We start from the raw sequence: 17,598 nt of genomic DNA on the forward strand, positions 1-17,598 counted from the left end.
ACGAGGAGGAATCCGCATGGAACAGAGGGACAGCCGGAGCGCGCCGCCGGCACTCGGCGTGGGCATGGTCGGCTACGCGTTCATGGGCGCCGCGCACTCCCAGGGCTGGCGCACCGTGGGGCACGTGTTCGACCTGCCGCTGCGGCCGGTCCTCGCCGCGATCGCCGGCCGCGACGCGCACGCCGTGCGGGCGGCGGCCGACCGGCACGGCTGGGCCGCGGCGGAGACCGACTGGCGCGCCCTCGTGGCCCGCGACGACGTGCACCTCGTCGACATCTGCACACCGGGCGACAGCCATGCGGAGATCGCGATCGCGGCGCTGGAGGCCGGCAAGCACGTGCTGTGCGAGAAGCCCCTGGCCAACTCGGTCGCCGAGGCGGAGGCCATGGTCACGGCGGCCGAGGCGGCCCGCGCACGCGGGCAGGTGGCGATGGTGGGCTTCAACTACCGGCGCGTGCCAGCCCTCACCCACGCACGCCGGCTCATCGCCGACGGCCGGCTCGGCACGCTGCGCCACGTACGGGTCACCTACCTCCAGGACTGGCTGGTCGACCCCGACTTCCCGCTGACGTGGCGGCTGCAGCGGGAACACGCGGGATCGGGGGCGCTCGGCGACCTCGGGGCGCACATCGTCGACCTCGCCCAGTACCTGGCGGGTGAGGTGCTGGTCGGGGTCTCCGCGCAGATGGAGACCTTCGTCAGGGAACGCCCCCGCCTCGACGGTGCCTCCTCCGGCCTGACCGCTTCCGGCGGCACCCGGCGCGGGCCGGTCACGGTCGACGACGCGGCCGTCTTCACCGGCCGGCTCTCCTCGGGCGCGCTCGCCACGTTCGAGGCGACCCGGATGGCGTCGGGGCGCAAGAACGCCCTGCGCCTGGAGGTCAACGGCGAGTCCGGTTCGCTGGCCTTCGACCTGGAGCGGCTCAACGAGCTGTCCTTCCACGACCACCGGGAACCGGCCGTCACCGCGGGGTTCCGCAGGATCGTCGTCACCGAACCCGAGCACCCCTACCTGGACGCCTGGTGGCCGCCGGGCCACGGTCTCGGTTACGAGCACACCTTCGTGCACCAGGCCCGTGATCTGGTGCACGCGGTCGCCGAGGGGCGCACGCCCGAGCCTTCCTTCGCCGACGGGCTGCAGGTGCAGCGGGTGCTGGCCGCGGTGGAGGAGAGTGCCGGGAAGAACTCCGTCTACACGCCGATCGCCGCCTGAAGGAGGGCTGAGAACGGATGCCGCGCAACTTCACGCTGTTCACCGGTCAGTGGGCCGACCTGCCGCTGGAGGAGGTCTGCCGCCTGGCCCGCGACTTCGGCTACGACGGGCTGGAACTCGCCTGCTGGGGGGACCACTTCGAGGTCGACAAGGCCCTGGCCGACCCCTCCTACCTCGCGTCCCGCCACCGGCTCCTCGACAAGTACGGCCTGAAGTGCTGGGCGGTCTCCAACCACCTGGTCGGCCAGGCCGTGTGCGACGCCATCATCGACGAGCGCCACCGGGCCATCCTGCCCGCCCGGATCTGGGGCGACGGCGAGCCCGAGGGCGTACGGCGGCGCGCCGCGGCCGAGATCGGGGACACCGCGCGTGCCGCGGCCGCCTTCGGTGTGGACACGGTCGTCGGTTTCACCGGTTCGTCGATCTGGCACCTGGTGGCGATGTTCCCGCCGGCGCCCGAGTCGATGATCGAGCGGGGTTACGAGGACTTCGCCGAGCGGTGGAACCCGATCCTGGACGTGTTCGACGCGCAGGGCGTGCGGTTCGCGCACGAGGTGCATCCCAGTGAGATCGCCTACGACTACTGGACGACCGTGCGGGCCCTGGAGGCGGTCGGCCGCCGGCCGGCCTTCGGGCTCAACTTCGATCCCTCGCACTTCGTGTGGCAGGACCTGGACCCGGTGGGGTTCCTCTACGACTTCCGGGACCGGATCTACCACGTGGACTGCAAGGAGGCCCGGCGGCGGCTGGACGGGCGCAACGGCCGTCTCGGCTCGCATCTGCCCTGGGGCGATCCGCGGCGCGGCTGGGACTTCGTCTCCGCCGGGCACGGTGACGTTCCCTGGGAGGACGTGTTCCGGATGCTGCGGTCGATCGGGTACGACGGTCCGGTCTCCGTGGAGTGGGAGGACGCCGGCATGGACCGGCTCCAGGGCGCTCCCGAGGCGCTGACCCGCCTGAAGGCCTTCGACTTCGACCCGCCCAGCGCGTCCTTCGACGCCGCGTTCGGAGGCGGCGGCAGCTAGGGCCCGCCGAGAAGGCCCGGCCCGCCCTCCGGGCGGACCACGGGACCCGCGCAACAGGCCCCGGAACCAGCCGGGCCCGCGCCCGGCGGCGGAAGAGCCGCCGGGCCGGTCCGGGCTGCCCGGACACGTCTTTGTCCTGGACCGGGAAAAAGTTCGACTTCCTTGTTGCGCAAGGGCTTTCCGTCGAGGACGAACCGGGCTACGGTCCCGTCTCGTGCACAGTGCCACACAGTGGTCCGCCACTGACGGCGCGTTCCGGTTGCACGGCTCACCGCTCGTTCGGCCGGCCTACGGAGGACATCCGTGCACAGCACAGAGCCAAGCGCCCCCGAGAGGACCGCACTCGTCGCCGGCGGCCGTCCCGCCGCCCACCCGCCCACCGTGACCGCGCCGACCGCGGAGCCGCCCTCCCGGGGCGCGGCCGGAGCCCGCCCACATGCCGGCGGCGGGCGGGAAGGCCCCGAGCCCCCGCCCGCCGTCCCCAACCACCCCGGAACACCGACACGGCAGGGAGGCAGCCCGTGAACAACCAGGGGAACGCACCGGAGCCCCGGACCGGCGGGCGGACCGCGCGCACCGGTGTCTGGTTCGTCGGAGCCCGCGGATCGGTGGCCACCACCTCCGTCGCCGGATGCGCGGCGGTCACCGCCGGACTGCGTCCGCCGACCGGCATGGTCACCGAGACGCCGCCGTTCCGCGGCACCGGCCTGGCGCCCCTGCCCTCACTCGTCTTCGGCGGCCACGACACCGTCGACTGCCCGCTGCCCAAGCGGGCCGAACACCTCACCGGCGCGGGCGTCCTGCCGCACGGGCTCGCCTCCGCCGTGCGCGCCGGACTGGAGGCCGCGGACGAGGAGATACGGCCCGGCGGCCCGCTCCCGGGCGACACCCGCAGCGACGAGGAACTCATCGCGGACTTCGCCGCCGACCTCGCCTCGTTCCGCACCCGCAACGCACTGGCACGGGTGGTCGTCGTCAACGTCTCCTCCACGGAGCCGCTGCCCGCGCCCGACGCCGTACGGCTGCCGCCCAGCTCCCTCTACGCGGCCGCCGCCCTGCGGGCCGGCTGCCCCTACGTCAACTTCACGCCGTCCACCGGGCTGCGCACCCCGGCCCTCACGGACGCCGCCGCGGCCGGCGGACTTCCCCACGCGGGCCGGGACGGCAAGACCGGCCAGACGCTGCTGCGGGCCGTGCTCGCCCCGATGTTCGTCCAGCGCGCCCTGGACGTACGGGCCTGGTCCGGCACCAACCTGCTGGGCGGCGGCGACGGGGCGGTACTGGCCGACCCGGGGGCGGCCGCGGCGAAGAACGCCGGCAAGGAGCGCGTCCTGACCGAGACCCTCGGGCACACACCGGAGGGCGAGGTGCACATCGACGACGTGCCGGCGCTCGGCGACTGGAAGACGGCCTGGGACCACATCGCCTTCGAGGGCTTCCTCGGCTCGCGGATGGTCCTGCAGACCATCTGGCAGGGCTGTGACTCGGCGCTGGCCGCCCCGCTCGTCCTCGACCTGGCCCGGCTGGTCGCCCGCGCCCACGAGGCGGGCCTGTCCGGTCCGCTCCCGGAGCTGGGCTTCTACTTCAAGGACCCCGACGGGGGCCCGTCGGGCCTCTCGGAGCAGTTCACCGCGCTGCTGTCGTTCGCCGACCGTCTGCGGGAGGCCGAGTGATCCGCTCCCTCCTGTGGGCCGACCGCGACGAGGACGCCGCCGACCGCCCCCGTCGTCCCGTCCCCTCCGGCCGTGTCTCCCCGGCGGCGGCGCCGGGCGCGGCCGGACTCCCGGCCGCGGCGAGCCCGTCCGCCGCCACGGCCGCCTCCCCCTGAGCGACGACGTTCGCTCGCCTCGTGCCCCACCCCCCGCGCAGTGTCCGGCCGCCAGGCGGCCGCCGATGTGAAGTCCCTGCCGCTGCGGCTCGCCGGCCTCTGCCGAGGCGGCCGCCGTCAGGCACCCGCAGCACCGCGACGACGAAAGCGAGAATCACTGTGACCGCGTTCAACGACGAAGCCGTCACCGGCGACGAACTGCGCCGCACGCTCGGCGTCGACCGCCGCCGTTTCCTCAGCACCTGCACGGCCGCCGCGGCCGCGGCGATCGCCGCCCCGGTCTTCGGCGCCTCGCCCGCCCTGGCGCAGGACGGGGCGGAACCCGCCGTCGAGGACCGGGGCCGCTCCGCCCTGGTCCCGCCGCACAAGCGCGGCATCATCCTCTACACCGTCCGGGACGCGGTCGGCCGCGACCCCCTCTCCACCGACCTGCCCTCCGGCTTCCGCGAGGTGTTCAGGCAGCTGTCGCGCTTCGGCTACCGCCAGGTGGAGTTCGCCGGCTACGGCCAGCACGCCAACGCGCCCGGCGGCGCGAACCTGGGGACCGTCCAGGGCGCGAAGCTGCTGCGCTCCTGGCTCGACGAGTACGGCCTGCGCGCCCAGGGCAGCCACGGCTTCATCCCGCCGTCCTGGCCGCTGACCACCGCGGACCTGGACACCTTCAAGCTCCACCTGGAGATCGCCAACATCATCGGCATGGACCACATGGGCACCGGCGGCGACCCCACCGGCACCCCCTACCGCGCCGACTGGGACGTCGCCGCGGAGAAGTGGAACACCCTGGGGGCCATCGCCCGCCGCGAGGGCGTCAAGCTCTACACCCACAACCACGACAGCGCCTACGACTTCCTGCTCGACGGCGGCCCGCTGGACGACCAGGGCCGGCCGACCCGCAGCTCCGGCATCCGGAAGCTGGAGTACTTCCTGGAGGTGACGGACCCGAGGAGCGTCTACCTGGAGCTGGACGTCTTCTGGGCCCACGTGGCCCAGTACAAGTTCCACACGTACACCGCCCACGACGGCTCGCAGCGCGAGAAGGTCTTCGACCCCGCCGGTCTCGTGGCCCGCAACACCAACCGCTTCCCCCTCTTCCACGCGAAGGACGGCGCGGTCAACCCCCAGAGCGGCCTGGGCTACGACATGGTGCCGTTCGGCACGGGGGACATCGACTACCGGAAGTTCTTCACCCGGGTGGGCGCGAAGAACCACCACAACCCGATGGTCGAGCAGGACAACGCGCCGAGCGCGAGCGTCCCCGCCCAGTCCCTGGAGTTCGCCCGGATCGGCTACGACAACCTCGCGGCCCTGCGCGCCCGCCGCTGACGGAGCGTCACCCGCGTGACCCGTCCCGCGTCTCGGCGCGGGGCGGGTGCCCCGGGCGTGCCCGGAAGCACCTGAAGTACCGGGACAGTCTTTCTCCGAGAAAGTTGAAACTTTGTCCTTGACGAGTCGAAAGTGGGCGCTCTAGCGTCCAACTGACTCACCTCGCACGGGTTTTCACCTGTTTCACTCTGCGGCGGCCGGCCGGGAGCCGAGCCCCGGGCCTTTTCACGGCCGCCGACCGGACCAGAGGAGTTCTGAGTGCGCAACAGACGGATCGTCACCCTCGTGGGGGCGACGGCGCTGGCCGGGGCCGTCGGCCTCCTGCCCCTGTCCCCAGCCCAAGCCGCCAAATCGGACCCCGCACCGCCCGCCCAGTCGGACTTCCAGAAGGTCACCCTCAACGACCGCCCGGGCGAGCCCATGGCCCTCGCCGTCCTGCCCGACCGGCGGGTGCTGCACACGGCGCGCACGGGAGAGGTCAGGATCCACGACCCCGAGAGCGGCGTGAACTTCCTCGCCGCCGACATGAAGAAGAGCCCCGCCGGGCTCTACCAGCACGACGAGGAAGGCGTGCAGGGCATCGCCGTCGACCCGGGCTTCGCCAAGAACCGCTGGGTCTACCTCTACTACTCGCCCCGCCTCGACACCCCGATGGACGACCCGGCCACCCCGGGCGTCAACGAAGGGGACGCACCGGAGTACGGCACGGCCGAGGACTTCGCCGAGTACAAGGGCGTCACGCGGCTGTCGCGGTTCAAACTCGAGGGCAACAAGCTCGACTTCGGCACCGAGCAGAAGATCCTCGACGTCCCGGCCGACCGCGGCATCTGCTGCCACGTCGGCGGCAAGATCGACTTCGACCACAAGGGCAACCTGTTCCTGTCGACCGGGGACGACTCCAACCCGTTCGCCTCGGACGGCTACGCCCCGCTCGACGACCGCCCCGACCGCAACCCGGCCTACGACGCGCGGCGCACCTCGGGCAACACCAACGACCTGCGCGGCAAGGTCCTGCGCATCAAGGTCAAGCGCGACGGCGGCTACGTGGTCCCGGACGGCAACCTCTTCGCGCCGGGCACCCCGAAGACCCGTCCCGAGATCTACGCCATGGGCCTGCGCAACCCGTTCCGCTTCGCGGTGGACGACAGGACCGGCGAGGTCTACGTCGGCGACTACTCGCCCGACGCCGACGAGGCGAAGCCCAACCGCGGCCCCGGCGGCCACGGCCGCTGGATGGTCATCGACCGCCCCGCCAACTACGGCTGGCCGTTCTGCGTGACCCGGGACATGCCGTACCAGGACTACGACTTCGCCACCCAGAAGTCGAGCGGCGCGTTCGACTGCGCCAAGCCGGTCAACGACTCGCGGCACAACACCGGCCTGAGCAAGCTGCCGCCGGTCACGGACGCGGAGATCGTCTACGGCTACGGGGCCTCCGAGGCGTTCCCGGAGCTCGGTACGGGCGGCATCGGCCCCATGGGCGGCCCGGCGTACCGCTACGACAAGCGGAACAAGGCCGAGAACCGCTGGCCCGCGTACTTCGACGGCAAGCCGCTCTTCTACGAGTGGACCCGTGACCAGATGAAGGCCATCACCCTCGGCAAGAGGAACGAGGTCCGGAAGATCGAGGACGCGATCCCCTCGATCACGACGGACGGCCCGATCGACGCCGAGTTCGGCCCGGACGGCGCGCTGTACGTGCTCGAGTACGGCACCGGGTACTTCGCGGAGCTGCCCGAGGCCCAGCTCTCCCGCATCGACTTCACGCGGGGCAACCGCACCCCGGAGCCCAAGGTCGCCGCGGACGTGGTCAACGGCACCAACCCGCTGACGGTCCAGTTCTCCAGCGCCGGCACGAAGGACGCCGACGGCGACGCCCTCAGCTACGCCTGGGACTTCGACGCCGACGGCACCGTGGACTCCACGGAGGCGAACCCGAAGCACACGTTCACCGAGAACGCCGTCTTCGACGCCACGCTGAAGGTCACCGACAGCACCGGACGCTCGGCCTCCGCGTCGGTTCCCGTCGTGGTCGGCAACAAGGCGCCGGTCGTCTCGCTCACCACCGACCCGGCTCCGCACGGCGGTACGGCGTTCCACTGGGGTGACACGGTCACCTGGAAGGTCACCGTCACCGACGACCAGCCGGTGGACTGCTCGAAGGTCACCGTCACGTTCATCCTCGGCCACGACTCGCACGGCCACCCGCTCTCCACGAGCAACGGCTGCTCCGGGTCGTTCAAGACGTTCGTGGACGGCGGTCACGCCGGTGCGGACAACCTGAAGGCGGTCTTCAACGCCACCTACAAGGACTCTCCCCCGAGGGCCTGCCGTCCCTCTCGGGCAGCGCCGAGGTCGCGCTGACGCCGGCCGACTGACCGGCGGCGAGGACACGGAGGCGGGGCGCCACCCCCGAAGGGGCGGCGCCCCGTCGGCGCGTCCTCGGCGGAGGGGTCCGCGGAGTGTCCGCCGATCCGCGGGCGGGCCCCTTCGGGAAGGCCCCGATCCCCGTGCCGCGCGCCGTACCGGGGCCGGGCGCACCGCCCCGCGAAGCCCGAACCGGCCGGCCCCGCCTGCAGGATCCGTCGGGGAGGGCCGTACGGCGGCGCGGGCCGCGTCGGTCAGCACACGACAGCGGGTTTCACTTCCAGTGCCCGGCCGGGTGCGGTCGCGGGCCGCGGACCCGGCGGCCCGCGGGCGTGCGATCACCCGCGGCGGGCCGGGAACCCCCGTCTCCCCGGGGACGAACGCCGCGTCACCCGTCGGGGCCGATGAGGAGCAGGGCGATGTCGTCCCCCGGGCTGGGGGCGTGCCGGACGAGGGTGTCGGCCATGGCGTCGAGGTCGGTCGGTCCGGCGTGCTCCACGAGTCCCGCCAGGGCGGCGGCGGCGTCGTCGAGGTCGACTCCGGGGGCTTCGACGAGCCCGTCGGTGTAGAGGACGAGCACACAGCCGAGGGGCAGGGGGAACTCCAGCGTCGGGTACCGGGTGTCCGGGTCGATGCCGAGGAGGAGGCCGGGCGGGACGCGGAGGAGTTCGGTGCGTCCGTCCGCGTGGCGCAGCAGGGGCGGCGGGTGTCCGGCGGTGGCCAGGCAGGCGCGCCGGCGGGCGAGGTCGAGGTGGACGTAGAGGCAGCTGGTGAACAGGCCGGGATCGAGGTCGGTGAGCAGGCGGTTGGTGGCGGCCAGGACGTCGTCCGGGGGCGCGCCGACGGTGGCGTGGGCGTGGACGGCGGTGCGGACCTGTCCCATGAGGGCGGCCGCGTCCACGTCGTGGCCCTGCACGTCGCCGATGGCGGCGGCCGCGGTGCGCTGGTCGAGGCGGATGAGGTCGTAGAAGTCGCCGCCGATGCCCAGGCCGCGGGCGGCGGGCAGGTAGCGGGCGGCGACCCTCAGGCCGGGGACGCGGGGCAGGCTGTGGGGCAGCAGGGCGGACTGCAGGCGGTGGGCGAGGTCGTGCTTGCTGTCGTAGAGGCGGGCACGGTCCAGGGCCTGGCCGACCAGGCCGGCCAGGGAGGTGAGGACGGCGCGTTCACCGGGCGGGAAGGGGTGGGGACGGCGGTAGGCGATGAGGAGGGAGCCGATGGGACGGCCGGAGGCGATCAGCGGCAGGAAGGCCCACGCGGCCATCCCGTCCTCGTGCACGGTGGCCGGGTAGTCGCGCCGGAGGTCGGCGAAGGACGCGAAGAACCCCGGTACGCCGGTGGTCAGGACCCTGGTGCCGGGGATGTCCGTGCTCAGGGGGAGGGCGTCGAAGCGTTCCATGATCTCGGTGCGGTAGCCGCGGTGGCCGAGGATCTTCAGACGGCCGTCCTCGGAGGTCATCACCACCATGCCCTGCGCGCCGAGGGCGGGCAGCAGCTGGTCGGCGGCCTGGGCGACCACGTCCTGCACGCCGACGGCCTCGGTCAGGGTGGCGGCCAGGTGCATCAGCTGGTACAGCAGGACGGCGCGGCTGGGACCCGCGGCCGGCACGGACGGTGCGGGGGCGTCCTCGGACGGGTCGGTGCCGGTGATGCGGACGCTGATGCCGGAGGGGTCCGGGTACAGCTCGAAGGACAGCCACACGTCCGGGGGGCGCAGGACGGTGAAGGCCTGCGGCCGGCGGCTCACCACCGCGGCCCGGTAGCGGTCCTCGACCTGGGGGACGTCCATCCAGGGCAGCGCCTCCCAGGGCAGGGCACCCACCAGGTCGGCCGGAGCGGCACCGAGCAGACCGGCGGCGGCCGGCGTGACGAAGGTGAGGCGGCCGTTCGTGTCCAGCGCGCAGGACCCTCCGGGCAGGCGGTCGATGAAGGCCGCGGCCGCCGCCGCCTCGCCGGGCGGGACGGTGCGCCCGGCCGGCGGGGACAGGGTCCGCGGCCGGCCGGGGGGCGGCAGGGGGTCGCCGCGTTCCACGGCCTGTTGCAGGACGCCGCCCAGGCGGTGGCAGCCCGTCTCGATGGCGTCGCGTTCGCCGGGGCTCAGCCGTGACGGACGGGTGCCGGGCCACAGGAGCACCAGCCCGCCCCGGACCTCGGCGCTCGAGGTGACCGGGGCGGCCGACAGCGCGAAGTCGTACGGCAGCACGAACGCCGGTCGCGGGTACCGGCGCGCCATCTCCTCCTGACCGGCGACCCACACCAGGCGCCGCTCGCGCACGGCATCGGCCACCGGCATCGGATCGGTCAGCGCGACCCTCCTCCACGGCGCGGCGAACTCGTGCGGTGCCCCCGCCACGACGGCCAGCCACAACGCGTCGTCGCCCGGCGGCAGCACGTACAGCAGCCCTGCGAACGCGCCGGTCTCCCGCACCACGGCGGTCATCGCGCTGTCCATCAGCCGTCCACGTGACACCGCGGCGGCGGGGACGCCGGCCCCGGTCCGCTCCTCCCGGCCACGTCCTGCCGCGCACCGTCCGCGGCCCGCCACCGGCACCGCGCCCGCCGAGCCGCTCGCCGGAGCACCGGACGACGCAGACGGCCGCCGTGCTCCGCCGGTTCCGGCAGGGCTGCATCCCTCCAGCCACACCGAACAGCTCCCATACGCGGACACTACGCCCACCGTGCCGTGACGGCATCCAGACGGCGCCGTCGACCTGGCTGACCCGGGAGGAGCCCTACGACCACCTCACCGGCGCCACCGGCAGCGTCCTCCCCCGCCCCGAACCGGTCGCCCGTGCACCGAACCGGTCCCTCCGGCGCAGACGGCACCGAGCCACGGCCCGCCGCCACCGGGGAGGAACCGGCGCGGGCGACGATTTCCGACCGGAGCACTAGGACCAAAGGCCGGTGGTGGTTCCGGCCGCGGGGGCGGGCGGACCGGGGCGGTGCGTCCATACGGTGGAGGCATGCCTGAGACCGTACCGACGACGTCGTTCGACCTCGATGCCTATCTGAAGCGGATCGGGTGGGAGGGCGAGCGGCGGGCCGACCTCGCGACGCTGCGGGGCGTCCACACGGCCCACGCGCTGACCGTCCCGTTCGAGAACCTGGACCCCGTGCGGGGTGTGGCCCCCTCCCTCGACCCGGCCGATCTGACGGCCAAGCTGGTCCACGGCCGCCGTGGGGGCTACTGCTACGAGCACAACACGCTGTTCGCGGGCGCCCTGGAGGCGCTGGGCTTCCGGGTGACCCTGCTGGCCGCCCGGGTCGTGGTCGGCACCGACCGCTTCGAGAGCCGCCCGCGCACGCACATGGCGCTGCTCGTCGAGGTGCCCGGCGAGCAGCGGCCCCACCTCGCGGACGTGGGTTTCGGCACGGCCGGCGCCCTGCTGGAGCCGGTGCCGCTGGTGGCCGGCACGGAGTTCCACGACGCGGGCCGCCGGCACCGGTTGGTGCACGCACCGCACGACGGCCCACTGGAGATGTGGGTGCTGGAGGCGTACGGCACGACCGGGGCGGGCAGGGCGGACGGCTGGGAGGCGCAGTACGCCTTCACGGTGGAGCCCTTCGAGCGGCCCGACTTCGAGGTCATCAACTGGCACATCGCCACCAACCCCCGCTCCCCGTTCAGCCACCGCCCCTACGTCCAGCGCCTCACCCCCGGCCGCCACCTGCTCCTCGACGGCCGCCGCCTCACCGAGACCCGCGCCGACGGCGCGGTCACGGCGCGGGAGCTGACCGACGAGCGGGAGGCACGACGCCTCCTCGACGAGGAGTTCGGGATCGACGTACCGGACGGCGTCCGGCTGCTGGGCAGGACAACTAGCTCCGCCGGACGTCCTTGACGAACACCAGGCCGTCGATGTGCGCCAGGTGGTCCGGGTCGAGCGGGGCGTAGCCGAACCAGGGGGACACGCGGGGCGCGGGCCGTCTGCCGCCGAGGACGGCGGCCAGCCGCGGGGCGTCGACGACGCAGCGATCCTCCGGGAGCGCGTGCAGGAGTCCTTCGACGGTGTCCGGCGGCGGGGTGTCCACTCCCCGGTGCCGGAGCGTGCCGAGGGCCGTGGCCACGAAGGCGTACTCCTCGCCGAGCCGGGCGCTCACCAGCGCGCCGGCGCCCCACCACTGCACCGGTCCCTCCCACATCCGCATCGAGCTCTTCTCCCGCTGGAGATGGGAGTTGTGGGCGTGGACGAGCACCGGACCCCGAGCGGCGACGGCGAGGAGGTTGTGGGCCATCATCCGGTCCCGCGCGGCCACCAGCCGGGACATGCGGGCCGGTGAGGCGTCGGCCGTCCAGTGGTGGTAGCGCAGCAGGCCGGTCGCGGTGCGCCCGTACAGGAGCGCCCGGTCCCACTCGTCCTGCGACGTCGTGGCGAGCAGGTGCGGCATCTGCTCGTCGAGCAGCGCCACCAGCTCGTCGGCGAGCAGCCGCAGCCGGCCGGCCTCGGCCGACCGCCCCACGGACCGGGCCGGGTCCCGCATCGCGGCGGGATCGGTCCACCGGTCGTCGGGACCGAGCAGGCGGTCGAGCGTCTCCCCGGTGCAGGGGAGCAGGTCCGCGTCCACCCGGGCCGTGAGGTAGCCGTGGAGTGCGGTGAGGGCCCGGCGGGGACTCGCGGCGCCGGTGATCTCCAGCGGACCGTCGAAACCGGCGAAGCGCAGCCGCTCGGACGCGGGTCGGCCTTCGTTGTGGGCGCGCATCCAGCGCACGAGTTCGCGGTTGGCCGCAAGGGCGCCCCAGCCGTGGCTGAATCCGTGCTCCATGACCTCGTCGAGGGTGCCCCTGCCCGAGGTGACGTGGTCGTCCACCAGCAGGCCCGCCAGGCAGTCGCTCTCGATCGCGATCGTCCGGTAGCCCTCCCGCTCGACGAGCTGCCGGAAGAGCTCGTTGCGCAGGCCGAGCAGGGCGTCCTCGCCGTGGGTGGGCTCGCCCAGGGCGAGCAGCCGGGGCCGGGCCGGGAGCAGCCCCATGACGGCGGCAGCCTCGACGGCACGGACGGTGTCCTCGATGTCGGTAGCCATGCCTTCAACGGTATCGTTGAACCTTCGGTTGAAACTTTTCCGCGATACCGTCGCATCCATGGTGCGAAAGCTTCAAAACAGGGAGCGGCTCAGGCCGGTCGACCTGGCGCGCGGGCACGGTCTGTCCACGCAGGCGGTCAGGAACTACGAGGAGGCCGGCATCCTCCCGGCCGCCGGTCGCACGCCCCACGGCCACCGCGCCTACACCGCGCTGCACGCGGGCGCCCTGCGCGCGTTCCTCGCCCTGGTGCCCGGCCACGGCCACCGGACGGCGGCGTCGATCATGCGGGCCGTGAACCGGGGGGCGGTCGACGAGGCGTTCCGCCTCATCGACGAGAGCCACGCCCAGCTCCTCGACGACCGGCGGACCCTCCGGGCCGTGGAGGGCGCCCTGCGCGACCTGGGGTCCACCACGGCGCCCGGGCCCGGTGCGGGATCCGGGCCAGCCGCGGTGTCCGGCCCCGGCGGCACGTTCATCGGGCCGCTGGCGGACAGGCTCGGGATCCGGCCCGCGACACTGCGCAAGTGGGAGCGCGCCGGGCTGGTGTGTCCGCGCCGCGACCCGCGGACCGGGTACCGCGTCTACGAGGAGGCCGCCGAGCGGGACGCCCGGCTGACCCACCAGCTCAGGCGGGGCGGCTACCTGCTGGAGCAGATCGCCCCGTTGGTCGCCCGGGTGCGGGCGGCCGGCGGGCTGGAGCCGCTGGAGGCCGCCCTGCGCGACTGGCACGGCCGGCTGTCCGCCCGAGGGCGGGCGATGCTGACCGGGGCCGCGGAGCTGGAGGCGTACCTCCGCGAGCGCGGATGAGACGTCGGCCGCAGGCCGGAGGGAATCAGGCGTCACCCACGGTTGCGCCCCGGCTGACCCGGTTTCCGCCCGTGGGTCCGTTTGCCGTTCGCGCGGGCGGGGGACCCGGCCGACCATGAGCACAACGCCAGACCGCCGCAGGATGCGGCAGAGCCGGGCCCTGTGGCTGCTGGACCGCCTGGAGCGGGACCCACGAGCCGATCCGGTGATCGACGCGCTCCGCGAGAGGGTGCGGGCCCTGCCGCTGGGACGCGGCCGGGACCTGCTGCACGGCAGGTGGCTGGGACATCCGGTGCATCCGCTGATGGTGCAGGTGCCGATCGGGAGCTGGCTGTCCGCGGCGGTGCTGGACCTGCGGCCCGGCCGCTCCCGCGAGGCGGGGCTGCTGGTCGGCGTCGGACTGGCCGCCGCCGCTCCCGCGGCCTTCACGGGCGCCGTCGACTGGGCGGAGCTGCACCGTCAGCAGCAGCGCGTCGGTCTGCTGCACGCCCTGACCAACACGGCGGCCGTCGCCCTGTACACCGCCTCGCTCGTCTGCCGCGTGAAGGGCCGCGGGGCGGCGGGCCGCACGTTCGGCTTCCTGGGGATGACGGCGGTCGGACTCGGCGGCATGCTGGGCGGCCACCTGGCCTACCGCCAGGCGTCCGGAGCCAACCACGCCGAGGAGGTCCCGCACGTCGTCACGGAGGGCTGGCACCGGATCGGCACCGTGGACGAGTTCCCGGCCGGCCGGCCCGTGCGGCGCAGCGTGGACGACGTGCCGGTCCTGGTCGTCCGGGAACCCGGCGGCACGGTCCACGCGCTGGCCGAGCGGTGCAGCCACCTCGCGGGACCGCTGTCCGAGGGCACCGTCGCCGACGGATGCGTCCAGTGCCCGTGGCACGGCAGCACCTTCAGGCTCTCGGACGGCTGGAACGTGCGCGGCCCCGCCACCGCGCCCCAGCCCGCCTTCGACACCCGCGTGGTCGACGCCCACGTCGAGCTACGCCTGCGCCGGCACGACCGGGACGGGCGAGCGGCGGACGACCGGGAGACGGACCGGCGGCCGACCGGATCGGGAGCGGGCAGGACCCGGGGAGGCGGCGGCTGACATCCCTCCGCGGGACGGCTCGCCGGGGTCCACCCGGCCGAAACCGCTGCCTCGGGGGCCGCCGGCACGGCGGTGCGGCGGCACGGAAGAGGTGTGCCGGACCTCCGGGAGGGTTTCAGGAGGTCTTCCGGACCGTCTCGTCCGCCGTCCGCTCCGTCTCGTGCGCCGTCCGTTCCGGTTCGTACCGGGCGCAGTCCGGGTTGCGGCAAGGGTCCGTCGCCCACAGGGGGGCGAAGACGCCCATGGTCTTGTGCCGTTCCAGCACGGTGTCCACCGGCTTCCCGCACGAACTGCAGACATGATCCGAGGAGACGGTCATCCTGCGTCGCTGCTGGTTCATGAAAGGGATTTTACGCCCGCTTTGTGGACTTCACGACGCCTCGTGGGCGTCGGCCCTCAGGCCGCTCCGTCGTGTTCCGCCGGCCGGTCGCCGGTGCGGCTCGGCGGCGGAGGGCGCACCAGGCTGAGCACCACGGAAACGGTCAGCACGAGGACGATGACGGCGAGGCTGAGCGGTGAGGGGACCTCGGGAACGGCGGGGCTGATCATCTTGTGGGACGCCTGGAGGATGAGTTTGACACCGATGAAGGCGAGGATGAGCGCCAGGCCCTTGCTCAGGTAGTGGAAGCGGTCGAGCAGTCCGGCGAGCATGAAGTAGAGGGCGCGCAGGCCGAGGATGGCGAAGGCGTTGCTGGTGTAGACGATGAAGGCGTCGCTGCTGACGGCCAGGACCGCGGGCACGCTGTCGACGGCGAAGACGAGGTCGGCGGCTTCGATGGCGGCGACCACGGCGAGCAGCGGGGTGGCGACGCGCCTGCCCGCCTCCTTGACGAAGAAGTGGGGGCCGGCGTACTCGTCCCGCACCGGAACGACCTTGCGGAGCAGGCGTACGGCGATGCTCCTGCCGGGATCGAAACTGTCCTCCTCCTCTTTGAGGATCTTGTACGTGCTGTAGAAGAGGACGGCGGCGAAGACGTACAGGACGGCGGTGAAGCGGCTGACCACGGCGACTCCGGCGGCGAGGAAGACGCCGCGGAAGAGCAGGGCGCCGAGGACACCGAGGAAGAGCACGCGGTGCTGGTACGCGCGCGGCACCTTGAAGTAGCCGAAGATCAGCGCGAAGACGAACAGGTTGTCGACCGAGAGGCTCTTCTCCAGCAGCCAGGCGGTCGTGTACTCCACTCCGGCCGTCGTGCCGACCACGAGGAACACGACGGCTCCGAAGAGCACCGCCAGTCCCACCCAGACCCCGCTCCAGGCGGCGGCCTCGCGGAACCCGATGACGTGTGCCCGCCGATGGGCGAGGAGGTCGACCGCCAGCGACACCAGCACGGTGACGGCGAAGACCAGCCACAGCCACGGTGGCACATCATGCACGGGTCCGCCCCCTCGAGCGGGATCGATCGGCAGCCTTGTTCCGAGTGTGGGGCATCCGGCGGGGCTTGTCTCTCCGGGGGCCGGCGATCCGGTGGCGGCGGGGGGCCCGGCCCGGAGCCGGTGGGTCCGCGCAGCCCGGTTCCCGCGGCCACCGGGGCGGTGCGGACCCGGCCGGTCACGCCGAATCCTCCGGCCGTGCCGAACCCGGCCGACGGGGCCGTGCGGGCGGCGTCCGCGAGGCGGCCCGGGAGGCCCCCGGGCCGTGCCCCGCGAGGTCCGTCAGCCCGCCCACGCCAGAAGCCGCTCGCCCTGCTCCCGCTGCCGCAGATGTGCCAGCGACTGCTTCTCCAGCTGACGGACGCGTTCGCGCGTCAGGCCCACCTGCTTGGCGACCTCCTGCAACGTGCGCGTCCGCCCGTCGTGCAGGCCGTACCGGAGGCTGAGGATCAGCGCCTCGCGCGGCGCGAGCGTGTCGATGGCCCCCCGCAGTTCCTCGGCGAGCGCCTGGAACTCGGCGACCTCCGGGGCCTGCAGGACCTCGGTGTCGGGGATGAGGTCGCCGACGACCGTGTCACCGGTGTCGTCCACGGGGGTGTCCAGGCTGATCACCTGCCGCCCGACCCGGCGCAGCCAGATCACCTTGTCCTCGGCGATGCCGCTCTCGCGGGCCACCTCCTCGACGGTCGGCTCCCGGTCGAGGCTCGAGTGCAGCTTGCGCTCGACCTTGCCGAGCTTCTGCAGCTGCTCCACCACGTGCACCGGCAGCCGTACCGAACGGGCGTGCGTCGCCACGCCGCGCTCGATGGCCTGGCGGATCCACCAGGTCGCGTAGGTGGAGAACTTGAAGCCCTTGGTGTGGTCGAACTTCTCCACGGCCCTGATCAGTCCCAGGTTGCCCTCCTGGATGACGTCCAGCAGGGGCAGCCCGCGATGGGCGTGGCGCTTCGCCATCGACACCACGAGCCGGAGGTTGGCGCGGATCATGTGGTCCTTGGCCGCCTGCCCGTCGCGCACGGCCGCCTCCAGCGCGAGCCGTCGCTCCCGCGGCAGGCCGCGGTCGCCGCCCTCGGCCCGCTCCAGCTCCTCCATGGCGCGCAGCCCGGCCTCCATGCGCTGCGCCAACCACACCTCGTCGTCCGCGGTGAGCAGGGGGGTCGCCCCGATCTGCCGCAGGTACTGGCCCAGGAGATCCGGTTCCTGATCGGGCTCGGGGACGGCACTGAGCCGCTTACCGGTACGGGCCGGGGACCGGCGACCGTCTCGTGCGGAGTCCGCCGGCCCTGTCGTCGCGGGAGCCATCGTCGCGCTCCTCTTCTTCCCACGTTCCGGACGTCCCGGGTACCCGAGGGGGCGTGGGCGAACCCATGGGCCCGTCCGCCACGGCGAGGCGGGGCGCACCGCCGGCCGGAGGCGGTGACGACGGGGGCGCCGCCCCGGGGACCCGCACGTCGCCGCTGACCGCCGGCAGCCCCGGCCGGCCGAGGACGGCGCCGGCCCCGGTCCGGACGTACGCGAGGTCCCGCGCGCCGACGTCGCCCCCGGCCCGTA

General features: G+C 73.6%; 14 protein-coding genes. 9 read left to right on the forward strand and 5 right to left on the reverse strand.

Features of this window, described 5'->3' with window-relative positions:
• Positions 1 to 16: 16 nt before the first annotated feature.
• The 6 genes from GL259_RS34690 (at position 17) to GL259_RS34715 (ending at position 7,753) form a co-directional block, all read left to right on the forward strand.
• Complete coding sequence (locus GL259_RS34690; protein ID WP_159537368.1) at positions 17 to 1,213, forward strand: Gfo/Idh/MocA family oxidoreductase; 1,197 nt, start codon at positions 17 to 19, stop codon at positions 1,211 to 1,213.
• A 17-nt stretch (positions 1,214 to 1,230) separates the two neighbouring features.
• Positions 1,231 to 2,238, forward strand: a complete 1,008-nt coding sequence (locus GL259_RS34695) for a sugar phosphate isomerase/epimerase family protein (protein ID WP_159537370.1) — start codon at positions 1,231 to 1,233, stop codon at positions 2,236 to 2,238.
• 521 nt (positions 2,239 to 2,759) lie between these two features.
• Entirely contained in the window at positions 2,760 to 3,911 is a 1,152-nt protein-coding gene (locus tag GL259_RS34700) for an inositol-3-phosphate synthase (protein ID WP_159537372.1), read from the forward strand.
• Positions 3,908 to 4,066 (forward strand): hypothetical protein, encoded by a 159-nt coding sequence (locus GL259_RS34705; protein ID WP_166461413.1) that lies wholly within the window; start codon positions 3,908 to 3,910, stop codon positions 4,064 to 4,066. Before GL259_RS34700 ends, GL259_RS34705 begins: the two co-directional genes overlap by 4 nt.
• A gap of 159 nt (positions 4,067 to 4,225) precedes the next feature.
• A complete protein-coding gene (locus tag GL259_RS34710; RefSeq protein ID WP_159537374.1) occupies positions 4,226 to 5,389 on the forward strand; it encodes a sugar phosphate isomerase/epimerase family protein in 1,164 nt (387 codons plus the stop codon).
• A gap of 258 nt (positions 5,390 to 5,647) precedes the next feature.
• The gene (locus GL259_RS34715) at positions 5,648 to 7,753 is read left to right on the forward strand and encodes a PQQ-dependent sugar dehydrogenase (protein ID WP_166461598.1); all 2,106 of its coding nucleotides are present in this window, start codon (positions 5,648 to 5,650) and stop codon (positions 7,751 to 7,753) included.
• Between the two features lie 391 nt (positions 7,754 to 8,144).
• On the opposite strand, the gene GL259_RS34720 is transcribed toward GL259_RS34715, so the two are convergent.
• A complete protein-coding gene (locus GL259_RS34720; protein ID WP_159537376.1) occupies positions 8,145 to 10,205 on the reverse strand; it encodes a SpoIIE family protein phosphatase in 2,061 nt (686 codons plus the stop codon).
• Positions 10,206 to 10,716: 511 nt separating this feature from the next.
• Here GL259_RS34720 and GL259_RS34725 point away from each other — a divergent pair.
• Positions 10,717 to 11,595: an arylamine N-acetyltransferase gene (locus GL259_RS34725; protein ID WP_159537378.1), complete on the forward strand. Its 879-nt coding sequence runs from the start codon at positions 10,717 to 10,719 to the stop codon at positions 11,593 to 11,595.
• Here GL259_RS34725 and GL259_RS34730 read toward each other — a convergent pair.
• Positions 11,573 to 12,775, reverse strand: coding sequence for an erythromycin esterase family protein (locus GL259_RS34730; protein WP_159537380.1), 1,203 nt, complete (start codon positions 12,773 to 12,775; stop codon positions 11,573 to 11,575). The two genes, GL259_RS34725 and GL259_RS34730, sit on opposite strands and share 23 nt — an antisense overlap.
• 58 nt (positions 12,776 to 12,833) lie before the next feature.
• Here GL259_RS34730 and GL259_RS34735 point away from each other — a divergent pair, with 58 nt between their 5' ends.
• Positions 12,834 to 13,583 (forward strand): TioE family transcriptional regulator, encoded by a 750-nt coding sequence (locus tag GL259_RS34735; RefSeq protein ID WP_159537382.1) that lies wholly within the window; start codon positions 12,834 to 12,836, stop codon positions 13,581 to 13,583.
• A 142-nt stretch (positions 13,584 to 13,725) separates the two neighbouring features.
• Positions 13,726 to 14,673, forward strand: a complete 948-nt coding sequence (locus tag GL259_RS34740) for a Rieske (2Fe-2S) protein (RefSeq protein ID WP_159539212.1) — start codon at positions 13,726 to 13,728, stop codon at positions 14,671 to 14,673.
• Positions 14,674 to 14,788: 115 nt separating this feature from the next.
• Here GL259_RS34740 and GL259_RS34745 read toward each other — a convergent pair whose 3' ends face one another.
• The 3 genes from GL259_RS34745 to GL259_RS34755 form a co-directional block, all read right to left on the reverse strand.
• A complete protein-coding gene (locus GL259_RS34745; protein ID WP_159537384.1) occupies positions 14,789 to 15,013 on the reverse strand; it encodes a hypothetical protein in 225 nt (74 codons plus the stop codon).
• A gap of 56 nt (positions 15,014 to 15,069) precedes the next feature.
• Entirely contained in the window at positions 15,070 to 16,050 is a 981-nt protein-coding gene (locus GL259_RS34750; protein ID WP_159537386.1) for a TerC family protein, read from the reverse strand.
• A gap of 279 nt (positions 16,051 to 16,329) precedes the next feature.
• On the reverse strand, positions 16,330 to 17,349 hold the full coding sequence (locus GL259_RS34755; RefSeq protein ID WP_159537388.1) for a sigma-70 family RNA polymerase sigma factor: 1,020 nt from the start codon (positions 17,347 to 17,349) through the stop codon (positions 16,330 to 16,332).
• Positions 17,350 to 17,598: the final 249 nt, after the last annotated feature.

The sequence above is a fragment of the Streptomyces sp. Tu 3180 genome, from assembly GCF_009852415.1.
Lineage (GTDB): Bacteria > Actinomycetota > Actinomycetes > Streptomycetales > Streptomycetaceae > Streptomyces.